General features: G+C 73.2%; 11 protein-coding genes. 4 read left to right on the top strand and 7 right to left on the bottom strand.

Features of this window, described 5'->3' with window-relative positions:
* Window position 1: 1 nt before the first annotated feature.
* The 3 genes from GA0070623_RS01815 to GA0070623_RS01825 are packed head-to-tail and all read right to left on the bottom strand — an operon-like array spanning window position 2 to window position 2,890.
* Window positions 2-949 (bottom strand): ABC transporter permease, encoded by a 948-nt coding sequence (locus GA0070623_RS01815; RefSeq protein ID WP_197700029.1) that lies wholly within the window; start codon window positions 947-949, stop codon window positions 2-4.
* Between the two features lie 3 nt (window positions 950-952).
* Entirely contained in the window at window positions 953-1,876 is a 924-nt protein-coding gene (locus GA0070623_RS01820; protein ID WP_067309940.1) for an ABC transporter permease, read from the bottom strand.
* Window positions 1,877-1,885: 9 nt separating this feature from the next.
* On the bottom strand, window positions 1,886-2,890 hold the full coding sequence (locus GA0070623_RS01825) for a Gfo/Idh/MocA family protein (RefSeq protein ID WP_157746945.1): 1,005 nt from the start codon (window positions 2,888-2,890) through the stop codon (window positions 1,886-1,888).
* Between the two features lie 328 nt (window positions 2,891-3,218).
* Between GA0070623_RS01825 and GA0070623_RS01830 the strand changes: the two genes are divergently transcribed.
* Window positions 3,219-4,553, top strand: coding sequence for an SWIM zinc finger family protein (locus GA0070623_RS01830; RefSeq protein ID WP_067309934.1), 1,335 nt, complete (start codon window positions 3,219-3,221; stop codon window positions 4,551-4,553).
* Window positions 4,550-7,216: a DUF6493 family protein gene (locus GA0070623_RS01835; RefSeq protein ID WP_231932620.1), complete on the top strand. Its 2,667-nt coding sequence runs from the start codon at window positions 4,550-4,552 to the stop codon at window positions 7,214-7,216. The genes GA0070623_RS01830 and GA0070623_RS01835 overlap by 4 nt, the downstream gene beginning before the upstream one ends.
* A gap of 143 nt (window positions 7,217-7,359) precedes the next feature.
* On the opposite strand, the gene GA0070623_RS01840 is transcribed toward GA0070623_RS01835, so the two are convergent.
* A complete protein-coding gene (locus tag GA0070623_RS01840) occupies window positions 7,360-10,200 on the bottom strand; it encodes a CHAT domain-containing protein (RefSeq protein ID WP_067309931.1) in 2,841 nt (946 codons plus the stop codon).
* Window positions 10,201-10,283: 83 nt separating this feature from the next.
* On the opposite strand from GA0070623_RS01840, the gene GA0070623_RS01845 reads away from it, so the two are divergent.
* Window positions 10,284-10,658, top strand: coding sequence for a hypothetical protein (locus tag GA0070623_RS01845; RefSeq protein ID WP_067309928.1), 375 nt, complete (start codon window positions 10,284-10,286; stop codon window positions 10,656-10,658).
* An 832-nt stretch (window positions 10,659-11,490) separates the two neighbouring features.
* Here GA0070623_RS01845 and GA0070623_RS01855 read toward each other — a convergent pair.
* Genes GA0070623_RS01855 through GA0070623_RS01865 form a run of 3 tightly spaced genes read right to left on the bottom strand, consistent with a single transcriptional unit; the run spans window position 11,491 to window position 14,629 of the window.
* Complete coding sequence (locus tag GA0070623_RS01855) at window positions 11,491-13,101, bottom strand: protein kinase family protein (RefSeq protein ID WP_157746946.1); 1,611 nt, start codon at window positions 13,099-13,101, stop codon at window positions 11,491-11,493.
* A complete protein-coding gene (locus GA0070623_RS01860) occupies window positions 13,098-13,955 on the bottom strand; it encodes a protein phosphatase 2C domain-containing protein (protein ID WP_067309921.1) in 858 nt (285 codons plus the stop codon). The genes GA0070623_RS01855 and GA0070623_RS01860 overlap by 4 nt, the downstream gene beginning before the upstream one ends.
* A complete protein-coding gene (locus tag GA0070623_RS01865) occupies window positions 13,952-14,629 on the bottom strand; it encodes a vWA domain-containing protein (protein ID WP_067309918.1) in 678 nt (225 codons plus the stop codon). The genes GA0070623_RS01860 and GA0070623_RS01865 overlap by 4 nt, the downstream gene beginning before the upstream one ends.
* 255 nt (window positions 14,630-14,884) lie before the next feature.
* Here GA0070623_RS01865 and GA0070623_RS01870 point away from each other — a divergent pair, with 255 nt between their 5' ends.
* Window positions 14,885-16,096 (top strand): pectate lyase, encoded by a 1,212-nt coding sequence (locus GA0070623_RS01870; protein WP_067309915.1) that lies wholly within the window; start codon window positions 14,885-14,887, stop codon window positions 16,094-16,096.
* Window positions 16,097-16,300 lie beyond the last annotated feature (204 nt).

The following is a 16,300-nucleotide window of genomic DNA, read 5'->3' on the forward strand; positions in this document are numbered from 1 at the left end:
GTTACCGGGTGGAGAGGTTCGGATCGGAGCGGTCCCGTAGTTCGTCGCCGAGCACGCCGACGCAGACCACGAAGACGGCCAGGACCAGGCCTGGCAGGGTGGCGATCCACCAGGCGCTGGCCAGGTAGTCGCGTCCGTTGGCGATGGTGGTGCCCCAGCTCGGCGTACCGGCCGGGATGCCCAGGGACAGGAAGCTCAGCGACGCCTCGGCGACGATGACGAATCCGAGCTGGACGGTGGCGATGACCAGCAACGGGCTGGCCACCGCGGGGAGCACGCAGTGCCGCACGACGTGCCACGGCCCGGCGCCGAGGGTGCGGGCCGCGTTGGCGAAGTCCCGGGAGCGGGTCGCCATGGTCTGTGCCCGGGCCACCCGCGCGAAGATCGGCCAGGTGGTGATGGACAGGGTGAGTACGACGTTGGTGACGCTGGAACCGAGCACACCGGCGACGAAGACGGCGAGCAGGATCGACGGGAAGGCCAGTTGGATGTCGGCCAGTCGCATGACGGTCGCGTCCACCAGCCCGCCGAGGTAGCCGCAGAGGATGCCGATCGCGGCGCCGACGGTGCCGGCCAGCAGCAGGGTCGCCGCGCCGACCAGCAACGAGATCCGGGCGCCCTGCATGATCTGGGGCAGCAGGTCCCGGCCGACCTGGTCGGTGCCGAGCAGGGCCAGGCCGCCGTCGGACATCCGGCTGCCCGGGGGCAGCAGCCGGTCGGCGACGGAGGTCGCGATCGGGTCGTACCGGGCGATCAGCGGCCCGATCACCCCCGCCACCAGGTAGCCGGCGATCACCCCGAGGGGGAGCCACAGGCGCAGCCGGCGACGTCGGCGGCGGGGTGGGGCGGCCGGTGGGGTCGGCGTCGCGTCGGGCGGGCCGCCCTCGGTGGGCACGAGCGGGGCGCCGAGCACGGCCGGGCCGGGTACGCCGTCGGACACGGTGGTCACCTCTCAGACGCTCTCGCGGACCCGGGGGTCCAGCCGGACGTACAGCAGGTCGACGAGCAGGTTGACGACGATGAAGATCACCGCGACGGTGATCACGCAGGCCTGCACGACCGAGTAGTCGCGGGCGGCGATGGCGTCGGTCATCAGCCGACCCACCCCCGGCCAGGCGAAGACGGTCTCGACGATCACCGCGCCGCCCAGCAGGCTGCCGAACTCCAGGCCGGCCACGGTGACGACGGGGATCAGCATGTTGCGCATCGCGTGCCAGCCGACGACCCGGGTCTCGGACAGGCCCTTGGCCCGGGCGGTGACCACGTAGTCCTCGTGCAGCACGTCGAGCAGCCCGGAGCGGACCAGCCGGAGCACCACGCTGAGCAGCGGCAGGGCCAGCGTCACCGCCGGCATGACCATCGCGGCCGGGGACGCCGCGCCGGAGCTGGGCAGCAGGTGCAGGAACCGGGAGAAGACCAGGATCAGCATGATGCCGACCCAGAACGTCGGCAGGGACTGGGTGAGCATCGACAGCACCGACACCACCCGGTCCACCACGCCGTCGGGGCGGGTCGCCGCCAGGGTGCCCAGGGCGAACCCGAGAACCAGGGCGATGGCGAAGGCGGTCAGCGCCAGGGCGGCGGTCGCCGACAGGTGGGTGAGCACCAGGTTCGTCGCGGCGTCGTGGAGCCGGAACGACTCACCGAAGTCGAGGGCGACGGCCCGCCGGAGGAACTGGACGTACTGGACGGGTAGCGAGGCGTCGAGGCCGTACTCCCGGCGCAGCGCCTCGATGGCCGACTGGTCGGCGTCCGGGCCGAGCACCGCGGTCGCCGGGTCGCCGGAGACCGCCCGCATCGCGAAGAAGACCACCGTCGCCGCGCCGAACAGGACCAGTACCGAGATCGCGAGGCGACGCAGCGCGTACCGCAGCATCCGGACCCCTCAGCTACCGGGCGGCGGGTCGCCGGCCAGCGCCGCCTCGATGTCCTCGACGACGGCGACGGCCGCGCGGCCCTCCTCGCCGCTGACCGGTGTCGGCCCCCCGGTCAGCGCGGCGTCGACGAACGCCTCCAGCTCGGAACGCAGGTTGTAGGAGCCGCCGCCGTCGCGGCTCGGCCAGAAGTAGGTGTCCATGAAGCTGGCCACCCCGTCACGGCGGGCGTACAGCAGGTCGTTGTGCGAGAGGTTCATCTCGAGGATGCCGTGCTCGCCGACGATCCGCAGACCGGCGTCGGCCCGCGACGGGCGGGAGTGCGGCAGCGTCCAGGTGTTCTCCATCGTGCCGATGGCGCCGTCGTCGAAGCGGACCGTGGCGTGCACGACGTCGTGGCTGGGCGAGAGCACCTTGCGGCCGACCGCGCCGGTGACCTCGACCTCGCGGCCGGTCACGAACCGGAGCAGGTCGGCGTCGTGGATGCCGAGGAACCAGGCGACCGACGTCCGGTCCCAGATCCCCTCGCCGACCGCCTGCGAGGTGCACCGCCACACCTTGACGTGCCAGATGTCCCCGAGTTCGCCGGAGCGCACCACCTCACGCAGTCGCAGCACCCGGGGGTCGAACCGCAGCACGTGGCCGATCATCAACGCGTCGGGATCGGGCCGGCCGGCGATGATCCGGTCGCAGCTGGCCCGCGACAGCGCCATCGGCTTCTCCAGCAGCACCCGCTTGCCCGCGGCGAGCGCGGCGAGGGTCGCCTCCTCGTGCAGGTGGTCCGGCGTGCAGACGCTCACCGCGTCCACCTCGTCGAGGAGGTCGTCGACGTCCGCGACGGCCCGGACGCCGAGCTGGGTCGCGGCCCATTCCCGGTTACCTGACGAGATGTCGGCGACGGCGACCAGTTCGGCCTGCCGCACGTCGCGCAGCGCACGGGCGTGCAGCTGTCCCTGGACCCCGACCCCGACAACACCGATCCGTAAGCGGTCCACACCCGGCCCCCACTGTTGCATACCACCGAAAGCTAGATGTGTACCTAGCTCCGATAGTTGTACACCTGCTGTCCAGGTCGCGCAAGACACGGATTCATCTCCGCATCCGGCCCCCGACCTGCGAGATCGACGCTCGGCGGTAGCCATCCACACGGTGGCGCAGCACCACCGGGACCACCGACAGCAGCGCCACCCCCGCGCCGACGCCGGCCGACAGCCACCGGGCCGGCCCCGGAGACAGGCCGTCAGATCGAGGGCTGGTACGACACCCGCCTTTGTTCGTGGGGCATATCCCTACACCTGGGGGCGCAGCCGAGAATGTCGCAGTGATCTCGTAGCTTGCCGGGGTGTGAGCGCTGTTCAGACGTACCGATACCTGGGCCCATCCGTGCTGCGACCGGATGGTCTCGCCTTCCAGACCAGCGGCGGGCCGGTGCCGAACCCCCGGTTTTTCACCGGCTTCCTCACCACGCCGCAGCCGGCCGCCGTCGGGCTGCTCGCCGTGGCCGAGGTGGCCCGCACCCGCTACCACCGGCCGATCAGCCCGGCGAGCCTCGACCCGGTCGTCACCGGCAGTCGCGACCGGCTCCGGTTCGAGTCGTTCTCCGGCTGCTGCGGTGTCTACGCCCGCCTCGACGCGCTGCCCGCCGGGCTCGACGGTGACATCGTCGAGCACGGCACCACCAACGTCGACGTCAACAACCCGCTGCGGGAGGCGCTCGCCCGGGTCGGCGGCGGTGACCCGCTGCGGCTGTCGGTCGGACCCGACGACCTGACGGTCACCACGCTCGGCGGCGCGGTCGTGGAGAAGAAGGTGCCGCTGCCGGCGCGCTGGTTGCGGGGGTTCGCCGAGGTGCAGGTGCTGGCGTCGGCGTTCGAGCCGAGGGCCGAGATCCCGGCGACCGAGGCGGCCGCGTTCCTGCGCCGGCTGCCGACGTCGAGCGACCGCTCGGTGCTCTGGGTGGTTCCAGCCGGCCGGTCGTTGCGGCTGACCTCCCGGCCCGTGCCCGGCGCGGTGTGCCTGACCGGTGCGACCCGGCTGACCGCCCTGCGATCGATGCTGCGCTTCGCCCGGAGCCTGCAGGTCTACGGCCCGACCGTGGCGGCCGGCTCGGCCCCGGTGCCGAGCACCTGGGAGCTGGACACCGGTGCCCTGCGGCTCTCGCTCACCCTCTCACCCGAGCCTTACCGGGGCTTCTCCGGAGAGGGCGCGGCCCTTACCGCGCTTGCCGGCGACGAGGTGGCCGACGACGCCGACCTGATCTCGGCCCTGCTCTCCTGGGATCCGACCATCGACGTGGACGCGCTGGCCACCTCGGCCGGGATCGACCAGGACCGGGTCCGGGGCGCGCTGGCGCAGCTCGGCACCGCCGGCCGGGTCGGCTACGACGTCTCCGAGGCGGCGTACTTCCACCGGGTGATGCCGTACGACGCCGAGCGGGCCGAGCGGGACAATCCCCGCCTGGTAGGTGCCCGGGCACTGCTCGAGGGCGGTGCCGTCGAATCCGAGGGCGTGGCGGCCACCGTGCGCAGCGGCGGCGAGGTCTACCGGGTCCGCCGGCTGCCCGATGACACGTTCACCTGCACCTGCCAGTGGTGGGCCAAGCACCGTGGCCAGCGCGGGCCGTGCAAGCACGCGCTCGCCGTCCGGATGGCGGGCACCGCAGCCGAGGTGTCGCGGTGAGCCGTCGGCACGAGGTGACCAAGAGCATGGTCCGGCGCCGGCGGGAGTTGGCGGTCGAGGGCACCAGCGACCTGTTCGAGCTGATCAAGGGCGGTTCCGCCGAGCTGATCGTCGAGGCCCTGGCCGGGCTGCCCGAGGGCCGTCGCCGCGAGATCGGCAGCGAGCTGGTCGCCTGGGTCAAAGCCGAGAAGGTGGGGTGGTGGAGTGTCGGCCCGGGTACGGCGTTGACGGTTGCCGCGGTCGGCTGCCTGCCCAGCGCGGCGCAGGCGGCGCCGGTCGTCAACCGCCGGTCGGTCACCCTCGACGGCGCGCGGGCCGCCCGACTGGTACGCCAGGTCGCCGCCGATCGGGGGATCGGTTGGCTCGGCGACCTCGCCTACCGGATGGCCGGCAAGCTCTCCCAGAGCAGTTGGGTCGCAGTCGAACACTGGCGGATGATCGCCACGCTGTTGCGTGCCGAGGGCCTGCCGCCGCCGGCCGGCGACCGGTTCGTGGAGCTCTGGGTGGTGTCGCTCCCGGCCGATGAGCACCGGCGTTCCGGGCCGCGCCAGCTGGTCCTCGACCGGCTGCGAACCGATCCGTTCCTGCCGGCGTTGCTGCCCCGGCTCTTCGAGGTCGACGGCCTCGGTACGACGATGATGTACGACGAGGTCCTCACCACCGGGGCGGACCGGCGCCGACACCCGTTGCCGGCCGCCCTGGCGCAGCTGGCCGGGGAGGGGGTCATCGACCGCGCGGTGCTGATCGACGGCTCGATCGGCCGGCTGCTGCGCGGCGACCGACCGGCCGCGCTGCGCGCCTTCACCACCCTGCTCGACCAGCTCCAGCCGACCCCGGCCGAGGTCGCCGAGCGGCGCGCCGACTATCTCCGGCTGCTCGCCGACGCGCCGGCCCCGGTCGCCTCCATGGCGCAGAAGGTCCTGCGCGAACTCCCCGATCAGCCCCTCGACGAGCTGCTCGACACCTCCCACGAGGTGCTGCTGCGACCCGACAAGGTCCTGGTGCGGGCCCAGCTCGCCTGGCTCGACCGGCTGGCCCGGCAGCACCGCGACCGGGCCGTCACGATCGCCGAGGTCATCGCCGTCGCCGTCGAGCACGACGCGGTCGAGATCCGTGACCGGGCGACCACCCTGGCCACCCGGCACGGCGCCACCCCGGCCGTCGTCACCGGTGGCGCGGTCGCCATGACACGTGGCGACGATCTGCCCGCTCCCACACCACCGGCGGCCGCCCCGGCACCGATCACCGACGTCGACGAGCTGGCCGAGGAGGTCGCTGCGCTGCTCGGCACCGACCGCCCCGACGGGTTGCTGGACCGGATCGTCGATGGTCTGGTCCGGCTCACCGCCACCGACGGTCCACGGGTACGCGCCGCGCTCGACCCGGTCGTCGATCGCCGGCACTGGAGCTGGGCCAACCTGTACGACCGGGATCCGTTCGGCCTACAGGAGGTGGTCGTCGACATGTTCCGCAGCGCCGGTGGAGCCGACCGGCCGGTCGCCGCGAAGACCCGCTGGGGTCGGCTGTTCGCCGCCCTGCACCGTCCGGACCGCTCGGCCAAGGGGCCGGAGCTGGTCGTCACCGATCCCCGGGTGCCCCCACCGCACCGCCTGCTCAAGGTCCGGCTCATCGAGATCGGCCACCGGCTCGGCGACCCTTGTCAGCACGGCCTGCTCTCCACGCCCACCTCGGTCAACGGCATGCTCGACCCGTTCGTGCTGCTCGATCGTCTGGCGGCCCGCGGCGACCGGGAACCGTGGCGCTGGGATCTCACCCAGGCACTGCTCCGGCTGCCCACCGGCCCCGACGACCAGGTGGTGGCCGGCAAGGCGGCGGCGCTCGGCACGCCCGCCGGTGACCGGCTCGCCGCCTGGTTGCGCACCGGCGGGCTGCCGCAACCGGTCATGCGGGCCGTCACCATGGAGCGCCGCCCGCGCACAGGCAGGAACGACTGGGCGTACGACCAGCTTCCGCTCCGGCGTGTGCTGGTCGAGCTGCGGCCACCGGAGGGGTACGACGACCGGTACGGCCTACTGACCGCCGACCCGGCCCCGCTCACCCATGTCGAGTACCGGGGCTGGCCGCGACTCTGGCCGTCGATCCTGCCCGGTCACCGGGGCGCGGTCGCCGCGTACGCCCTGCCGGAGGTGGCCGCCGCCGCCGACCTGGACCTGCGCGACGGCACCGCGGTGCTGCCCCTGCTCGTCGACTGCGCAGGGGCCGGTGGTGTCGCCGTCGACCTGGCGCTGGCCTACGGCCTCGGTGCCCGGCACGGTGCCGACCGGATCGCCACGGTGGACGCCCTGCTCGGGCTCGCCGCCGGCGGTCGGCTCGATGCCACCGGGGTGGGGGAGCAGCTTGGCCGGTTGGTCGCCACCGGGCAGGTGAAGCTGTCCCGGGCCGTCGAGCCGCTGCGGGACGCCGCCACGGCCGGTGCCCCACTGACCGTGTGGCGGCTGCTGGCCGCAGCGCTGCCGACCCTGCTCACCGCCGACAAGCCGCCCCGTGGCCTGCCTGACCTGCTGACCCTGGCGGCGGAGACGGCCACCCGCACCGGGGTGCGGATCGAGGTGCCGGGACTCGCCGACGTCGCGGGCCGGGGTGGGACAACCCGCCTGGTGACCGAGGCGCGACGCCTGCACCGGGCGCTCATCGTGACCTGACGACCCAGGTGGGGAGGGTGCCCACGGTGGGCCGGTAGCGGCGTGTCGTGCAGTCGCCGTCGGCGACACCCGCAGCTGCCCGGCCGGCGTCGTGCACGACGGCGAACTGGCTGCACTCGAGGTCGTCGGGCGCGGCCGGGTGGTCAGGGACCGGTGTGGATCAGGGCGGCCCACAGTTCCGGGCGGTCCGGGTGTGTCCGGCGTACCCGGTCGACGGCCCGGTCCAGGGCGACGGCCGCGGCGTCGGCGTCCAGCTGCTCCCCGGCCCGCAGGCCGGCGTAGACGTCGTCGGCGACCTGGGCCGCTACCCGGTCTGCGACCGCCCACTGGCTGCCGATGACGTGCCGGAAACCGGCCATCTGCAACGCCGCGGTGAGCTGGATGGCCTCGTCGGGCAGGTCACGGCCGCCCGCCGCGGTGCGGCACGCGGACAGGTAGGCGAGATCGGCGCCGCCGGCCGACCGGCTGCGGGCGGCGAGACGCCCGGCCAGGTCCAGGACGCTGAGCCTGCCGTCGACCAGGCGGAGGGCGGCGGCACTGGGTCGCTGGAAGTCCTGGTCGCCGTGGCCGGCGAAGTGCGCCCAGCTGTGCCGTTCGAGGGCGGTCAGCACGCCCTCGACGGTGGCGCCGCGGCCGGACAGCACCCGTAGGCCGGGAACGTGGGAGCTGACCGCGCGCAGCTCGTCGCTGACCGCCGGCAGTGGTGCCTGGCCGGGCAGGGTGCCGAGCCCCACCGCGAAGGCCCGCGGCGGCCCGGACGGCACCGGGGTGGCGCGGGCACGCAGCAGTACGGACAGGCTCGGGGTGTAGGACGACACGCAGCGGGCGGCGACCGAGATCCGGCGTTTCGCGGCGAGCGAGGCGTTCGCGCCGAACCGGCCGGCGGCGTGCAGTGGCAGCATCGTCAGCGGCCCGGTCGGGCACCACCACACCCGGTGCCGCCGGTCCGGCGCGCTACCGAGGACGTCGTCGAGGGCCGCGCAGACGGCCTCCCCGACGGTGTCCCACAGCCATCGTTGCAGCGTCACCAGTGTCTGGCGCAGCGCGACCCGTTCGGCCGGCCCGCCGCCGCCTTCCACCGCCCGCTGCACGTCGAGGAAGGCCACGGCACGACGCTGTGCGGTGTCGTGGGACAGCCAGGGGAGTGGTACGGCCCGTACCGTGTCGGGGGTGACGATGATCGCGTCGCTGCGCCAGCGCGAGGCGTTGACCAGCACCACCGCGCCGCCGGTGGTCGCCGGTCGCAGCGCGGCGAACGACGGTGGGCGGAGGAAGCTCCCGAAGCCCGGCTGGCGGCGGGCCTCGGCCACGAGGTCCTCCCAGCGTTCGGCCAACCGGCGGCGGTGGCCGGCGTCCTCGGTGTCGGCGCGGTACGGTCCACCCAGCGCGCTGGTCAGCAGGTCGCGGCCCATCTCCCAGCCGGGTCGGGCCGGTAGCTCGACGATCGGGGAGGCCTCGGTGCCGTCCAGTTCGCGGCGTGTCCGGTCGAGTTCGGCGGCGAGCGCGGGCGCGACCGCGGCGAGCGCGGACAGGTCGCTGCGGGTCTGCAGGGCCTGTGACCACAGCACCTGACGGCCCTGCTCCAGCAGCTCCACCGCGCGTTCGGGCTGCCCGGCGGCGATGGCCCAGGCGGCCGCGTCGCCGGCCAGGCCGGTCACCGCGGTCAGCCGCTTCTCCTGCACGGTGCGGTCCAGGCCGCGCCACGCCAGCAGCGGCAGCAGACCCACGGCGGTGCCGTACGCCTCCAGGGCCAGCTCCGCGTCGCCTGCTTCGGCGGCCGTCTGTGCCCAGGTGCGGGCCGCGGTCATCCGGATCTCGATGGCCCCCGCCCGGGAGGCCGACGATGACCGCCACATGCCCACTGCGGTGTCGAGGTCGCGCGGGTCGTGGTCGATGAGGTAGCGGATCCGCAGAGCCGTGCCGAGCACGTTGAGGGCGCGGGCCCGGTCCGGGTGGCCGGGGGAGAAGCCGGCCAGGGCGGCCATGCCGGTGTCGACGGCGTCGCTGACGCCGGCCGGGTCGCTGCTCATCCGGGCCCGGATGAGCAGCGAGTGGGCCAGGTTGACCAGGTGGCCGGCCCGCTGGGTGCCGGCCGTCGGCGCGTCGACGGCCTCCCGGGCGCTGCGGATCGCCTCGTCCAGGTGCGCCGGGGAGTTGCTGCTGAGGCTGTGCATGACCAGCAGCGCGCCGTGGGTGGCGAGCAGTTGCGCGCGTACCGTGCCGATGTTCGGCAGGTCCGCGACGACCTGCCGGCTGACCCGGACCGCCTCGTGCAGGTCGGTGTCGTCGTCATCGTCGAGACCCACCCAGCGTTGCACCAGCGCGATCACCAGCACACCGTTGAGCGCGGCCCGGTCGACGTGCCGTGCGGGCATGGCGGCCAGACCGCTGCGGCAGTGCGCGACCGCCTCGTCGATGTCACCCGGGCTGCCGGTCCGGGCGAAGCGCATGACCAGGCAGAGGGCCAGCAGCTGACGGGCGGTGAGCAGGTGGTCCGGGTCGGTCGAGCGGTGCACCTCCCGGCTGAGACGGACGGCCGTGTCGATGTCCGCCAGCTGGCCGAACCTCTCGAAGCTGAGTCGGTACACGTTCACGCAGCGGATCAGCACGTCGATCCGGACGGGGTCGCCCTCGCCGACGGCGGCCACCGCGACGTCCGCGTGTCGCTTCGCCTGGGACAGGTCCGACACTGCGCGTCGCTGTTCGAAGCGGAAGCCGACGACCAGGGCGAGCTGGGCGTTGACGTACGGCCACCACGGGTCGTCGGGCGGGGTCAGCGCCGTCGACTTCTCGGCGGCGGCCACGGCGGCGTCGAGGAGCTGCGGGTCCGAGGTGCGGCCCCGCAACATCAGGACGGTGGAGAGCGCGGCGAGCACGTCCACCCGGGACGGATCAGCCGCGAGGATCTCCCGCGCCACGCCCTCGGCCCGTACCAGCAGGGATTCGTCGCCGCTGTCGTTGTACGCCACGATGAGCGGATCCACCGCATCGGCGGATCCTCCGGCGGATGGCACGGCTTCAGTAGATTCGACGGCGGCTCGGGCGTCAACCGACGGGAGTGTCGTGTATGGAGCAACGTCGTCTGCTGGCATCGCTGTGCGCCGCGGTGCCCACCCTGCGCGAACGTGCCGAGGCGGGGCTGTGGACCGATCTGCTCGACGAGCTCCTCGACGACCTGGCCGCCGGTAGGCCGGTGGCGGAGGTCTGCCGGCAGCTCGGCTGGCGCGGCGAGACCGAGACCGAACGCAGCATCGGCCCCGGGGCGTCGCTTCCCGACCACGTCGAGGGCGCCCAGCTGGAGGGCCTCGCGCCGGTGGTGCTCAACGGCGACTACCGCTGCCCGGGTCACCGCTGCTCACGCCGCGCCCACCGCGACGACCGGGGTCGGGTGCCGCACTGTGCGCTGGTCGGTACGCCGATGACGTACCGGCCCGAGCCGTGATCGAAGTACTGCTCGGCGAGATCGGACGACGCCTCAACGACCGCTGGCTGACCCGGGCGCTCGGCCCGGCCCTGCTGTGGTGCGTGGTGGCCGCGTTCGCCGTGCTGCCGGGACGCGGGTCCGTCGCCGACGTACCCGGTGCTGCACTCGCGTTGGCCGACGCCCTCGATCACCTGCGGGGCCGGGTCAGCCTGGCCGTGGTCGTCGGGTCGCTCGTCGTCGCGGCCGCCGCGGTGGCCGCCGTCTGCGCCCAGGCGGCCGGCAGGGTGGTCCGCCACGTCTGGCTGGGCTCCTGGGCCGGCCCGGCGGGCCGGATCGCGACCGCGCTGACCGTTCGCCGTCGGGCCGCCGCCGAGCGTCGACTCACCGGCCGACGCCGGGTGGTGCCGGCGGTGTACCTGCCCGCCCGGCCGACGTGGATCGGCGACCGGATCCGGCTCACCGACGACCGGGTGGCCGCCCAGTACGGCCTTCGCCTCGCCCTGATCTGGCCGCGACTGTGGCAGCTGCTCGACGCGGACGGGCGGACCGACGTCATGCAGGCGCGTGACCGGTTCGACCGGGCCGTCACCTCGGCCGGCTGGGCGGTGCTCTCCCTCGCGCTGACGCCGTGGTGGTGGCCGGCGGTGCCGCTCGGCGTGATCCTCGGCGCCGTCTCCTGGCGGCGGGCCCGATCCGCGGCGGGCCTGTTCGCCGACGTCGTGGAGGCGACCGTCGACCTACGGCACCGCAGCCTGGTCGTCGCGTTGGGTTTCCCGGTCGAGGACGGTCGTCCGGTGCCGGCGTCGACCGCCGCCGCCGTCAACGACCTGCTGCACAAGGGGGCCAGCGGTCACGGGCAGGACGCCCTGACCGGTGCGGACAGCGAGCCGACGTGGTACCCGTCGTCGTCCTTGACCAACGACAGCCGGGACCGCCAGCAACCGGACGACGGGCCGTCACCGACCGGCTCGAACACCACGTTGACCTGAGGGCTGCCGCTGGCCGCGGTGCGGATTCCGATGATCGTCGCGGCGTGGAACGGGCCTTTCCCCGCCAACGTGGCGACGCGGGCGGTCTGGGTCCTGCTGCGGTCGTCCAGGGACACCGCCTTGTTCCAGAGCGCGCAGAGGAAGCTGTCGACGGCGGAGACGGCGGCCTTCGTCCGGGCGGACGCCGCGTTCAGGCCCCGTCCCACCGTGACGTCGTTGAGCAGGCAGGCCCTGATCAGGGGAAGGCGGCTCGCGAGGTCGGGATAGGTGGGGTATCCCGGTGTCCTTCCGAGCGCGTCGGTGGGCAGGACCAGACCCGGAATCCTCGTCGGCAACCCGGGGTAGTCGAGCGGACGGTCGCTGTTCCACGGGTATCCCGTCGGCAGGTTCTGCCCCGTCCGGGGGTACGTGCCCGACGGGTCGCCGTTGGCGTTGATCAGGCCGACCAGCGGCACGATCGCCGCCACCGCCGCGGCGACGAGCAGCCCCCAGCCCCGACCGGCCGGTCGGGGCCGGGCCACCGCCCCGGGCCGGGGGACGATCCGGCGTACGGGGCTCGGACGGGACGGCTCCTGGCGGGGCGGCTCCCGGCCCGCCGGGGGAGTGCCGGGCGGCGTCGGGGGCGTGCGTCGGATGCTGCGGTCCAGGACGTCCAACCACTGTTGCGGAGCCGGCCTGCGGTCCGGGGCGGGATCGAGGCTCCGGCCGGCGAGGAGGACCAGCTGCCGGTCGAGCCGCCGCCGGGCCGCGTCCGGATCGCGGGTCTGCTGGTCACCGGCGAACAGGCGGACCGCGAGCAGCCCGAACTTGAACGCGTCGGTGGCCGGGGTGGCCAGCTCCTCGGCGTCGGCATCCGGCACGTGCCACTCGGGGGTCTCCGCCTGCGCCAGCACCGAGTCGCCGTCCAGCCGCATCGCGTCGCAGTCGATGAAGTAGCACCGTGGCCGGGCGTCGAGGCTGAACAGCAGGTTGTTCGGTGACAGGTCACCGACGCAGACGCCGAGCCGGTGCAGCAGGGTCAGCGCCTCACTGGTGTCCCGCAGTAGTTCCAGGCGCATCCGGTTGTCGATGTGCAGCCCACGGTCCCGCAGGTAGTCGTCGTTGTTGAGCAGGTACTGCACCTGCGCCAGGACGGTGTCCGGCCCCCGGGGCAGCTGGATGCGGACGTGGAACCGCTCGGGCACCCGGGGCATCAGGAACCCCCGGACCACACCCTCCTTGCGGACGACCGCGGTGGGCCAGGCGGCGAGACCGAGCAGCGCGTCGGCGTCCGGTCCGGCCCCGGCGGCGAGCCGGACGAAACGGTTCAACGTGGTGACGTCGACGTCGTCGACGAGCCGGGTCGCGTACTCCTTGTAGACCCACCGCGGGTCCTCCGCGAGGGCGTAGACCGTGCCCTGACCGCCGGCCCCGATCCGGGTCCGCGGACCGAGGGCGGACAGGCTCACCTCGGGCGGCAGCGGGTTGGTCACGACGGCCCCGGCGGCTCCGGCCAGACGGCCAGCACGGTCCGGTCGTCGTCCCACGACCCGCCGGTGAAGTCGAGCATCCAGGCGAGCCGGGTCATCGTCGGAGGCGTGGCCAGCCCGTCGCCGAACAGCTGCCCGAGATCACCGGTGCCGTGACCGAGCGGCTCGGCGAAACCATCGGTGGCGAGCACCAACACGTCGCCCTCGGCGATGACCACCTCCACCGGGTCGACCTCGGTGGGCACCCGGGGCAGGGCGGCGACACCATCCGGGAGCAGCTCGTCGCGGGGGTCGGACAGGGTGGTGAACAGCGGCTCCCACCCGCCGTCGCGCAACCGCCAGGCGGCCGAGTCGCCGACCCGGACCAGCTGGGCGACGGCCCGCCCAGGGCCGTCCGGGCGGACCAGGGCCACGACCACGGTACTGGCCAGCAGCGTCTCGGCCCGCTGCGGATCGGTCTCACCCCACTGCCGCCCGGCGTACTCCACCAGCGCCCAGCCCGCACAGCGCAGCAGGTCGTGCCAGTCGACGGTGGCGTCGGCGCGCAGCAGATAGTCGACGACCGTCCGGCACACCATGGTGGCGCCCAGGTGGGACAGCGGGGCGTTGGAAACCCCGTCGGCCACCACCGCGATCACCGAACCGGCCACCGTGGCCACCGCGAAGTCATCCTGCCGGGGTACGCCGGACGCCCGGTGACCCGGCCCGCGCACCGAGGCCGCCCGCACCGCGAAACCGTCCGCCGCCCAGCCGTCGATCACGGTGTCCGGCCGGTACGGCTGCGTCTGCGGGGCGCGGGCCGGCACCTCCGGCGGACCCGTCACCCCGATCAGCGGGGGTGCCCAGTCGAAGCTCACACCACGTCCACGGCCATCCGGAAGCTGTCCGGCCGCTCCACCACCAGCTCGGCCGCGTCCCCGCCGACGGCCTGCCCCGACCTGATGACGCTGCGGGTCAGGGCGGTGCAGAACTCGGCGATCGCGAACCCCACCTCCACCCCCGGCGTGGCCACGAACGCGAACTCCGGCCGGGTCGCCACCTGCAGGATCGTCTCGGCCCGCGCCTCGCCGATGCCACACGCGATGATGTTCGGCGCGGTGGGGGTGCGCTCCCGGTCGGTCAGCTCGGCATAGACCGGCTCCCACTCACCCGGGTCGGTCGGCTGCCCGTCGCTGAGGAAGAACACCGCCGGCCGGTGCACCGCGAAGCCCTCCCGCTTGAGCGCCCGCACGTCGGCCGGGATCCGGTCGATCAGCAGCCCGAACGCGGCACCGTAGGCGGTCCCGGACCGCACCGACAACTGCGGCAGGGCCGTCTCGTTGCGCAGGTCGGACAGCGCGGAATGGACGATCACGTCCTCGGAGAAGCCGATGATCGAAAAGCGGACCTTGGCTGCCGCGAGAGGCTCGCGCAGCAGCGCGTCGTGGAGCGACTGGAGCCCCGCGTTCAACTCGTCCACCACCGGAGTCATGGAGACGGACTCGTCCGCCACCAGATAGACCGGCAGCACCCGCCCAGCAGTCTCCGCCATGCACACCCCCAACCGTCGCCAGTGGACGGCCCCAACGTAACACTGCGTGTCTATGTCAGGACCGCGCTCCGCGGTGTCCCCGCTCGCGGCGTCGCCGACCGGCCGGGACGGGAGCGGCGGCGACCCGGGGCAACCCCTACGCCGTGCCGGTCCCGAAAAGCGGGTGTGACCCTTGCCTCATCATCGATCCGTCTCTATCGTTTTCGGAAAGCGCTTTCCCGTCCCAGGGCGCTCTCGTCCGAAAGGTGAAACCAGATGAAACGCAGAGTCGCCTCGCGGTGGCTGGCCGGTGGTGCCACCGTGGTCGCAGGTGCCGTCGTCGCGCTGGCGCTGCAGATCCCCAGCGCCTCGGCCGCCACCAACCTGAGCCTCGGCGCCGGTGCCGACGGCTCCAGCAAGGCCAGCGGCACCAGCTACGGCAACGTCATCGACGGCAACACCGGCACCTACTGGTCGCCGGCCGGCTCCACCGGCACCGTCTCGGTCAAGTGGGGCAGCGCCACCACGGTGTCCTCGGCCGTCATCGTGCAGGCCTCGGGCGGCGGCGCGATCAGCGGCTGGCAGCTCAAGAACAACGACACGAGCGCTGTCCTGGCCAGCGGCAGCAGCGCCCCGGGCACCATCACCTTCTCCGCGACGTCGCTGAAGAAGATCTCCTTCGTCATCACCAGCGCGTCCGGCACCCCACGGATCGCCGAGTTCGAGACGTACTCCAGCGGCGGGTCGAACCCGACCACCGGGCCGACCTCCGGCCCCACCAGCAGTCCGACGTCCGGCCCGACCGGCAACCCGGGCACGCCGACCGGCGCGTGGCCGTCGTCGGCCGGCTCGGTCGGCATCTCCGGCACGGTCAACGTCTCCGGCACCTTCGACGGCGGGATGAAGACCTACTGCTGCATCGGTGACGGCGGGCAGGGTGAGTCGCAGGACCCGATGTTCAAGATCGCCAACGGTGGCACGCTGCAGAACGTGATCCTCGGTTCGCCGGCCGGCGACGGCGTGCACTGCGAGGGCACCTGCACCCTGCGCAACGTGTGGTGGAACGACATCGGTGAGGACGCCGCCACCTTCAAGCAGACCAACGGCGGCACGTCGTACGTCATCGGTGGCGGCGCACGCAGCGGCAGCGACAAGACCTTCCAGCACAACGGCAACGGCACGGTCAACATCTCCGGCTTCTACCTGAAGGGGTCCGGCAAGCTGTACCGCGGCTGCGGCAACTGCACCACCTCGTACACCCGCCACGTGCGTATCGACAACGTCCTGGTCGACGACATCGACATGCTCGCCGGCATCAACAGCAACTGGAACGACACCGCGACGATCACCCGTGTGGTCGTGATCGGCTCGGCCACCATCTGCGGCAAGTACAAGGGCGTGCCCAAGGGCAGCGAACCCAGCTACCTCGGTGAGGGCTGGAACGACGCCAACTGCAAGGTCAACAGGAGTGACGTCATCTTCCGGTAGTCACCCCGGAAGAGTTTCTTCCCGGAGGGGCACCCGCCGCAAGGTGGGTGCCCCTCCGGGCTGTAGTAGCCGGGCGGACGGGGCCTGGGATGCGACCCGCCCGCCACAGGTGTTTTGAGGCTGGCGCTGGCGGTGCACGCGGCCTATCCGGTCGACGAAATGAGGCCCCAGCGAGGTGGTAATTTCCCACCCTCGTTGTTGCAG

It is taken from the genome of Micromonospora rifamycinica (assembly GCF_900090265.1).
Taxonomy (GTDB): domain Bacteria; phylum Actinomycetota; class Actinomycetes; order Mycobacteriales; family Micromonosporaceae; genus Micromonospora; species Micromonospora rifamycinica.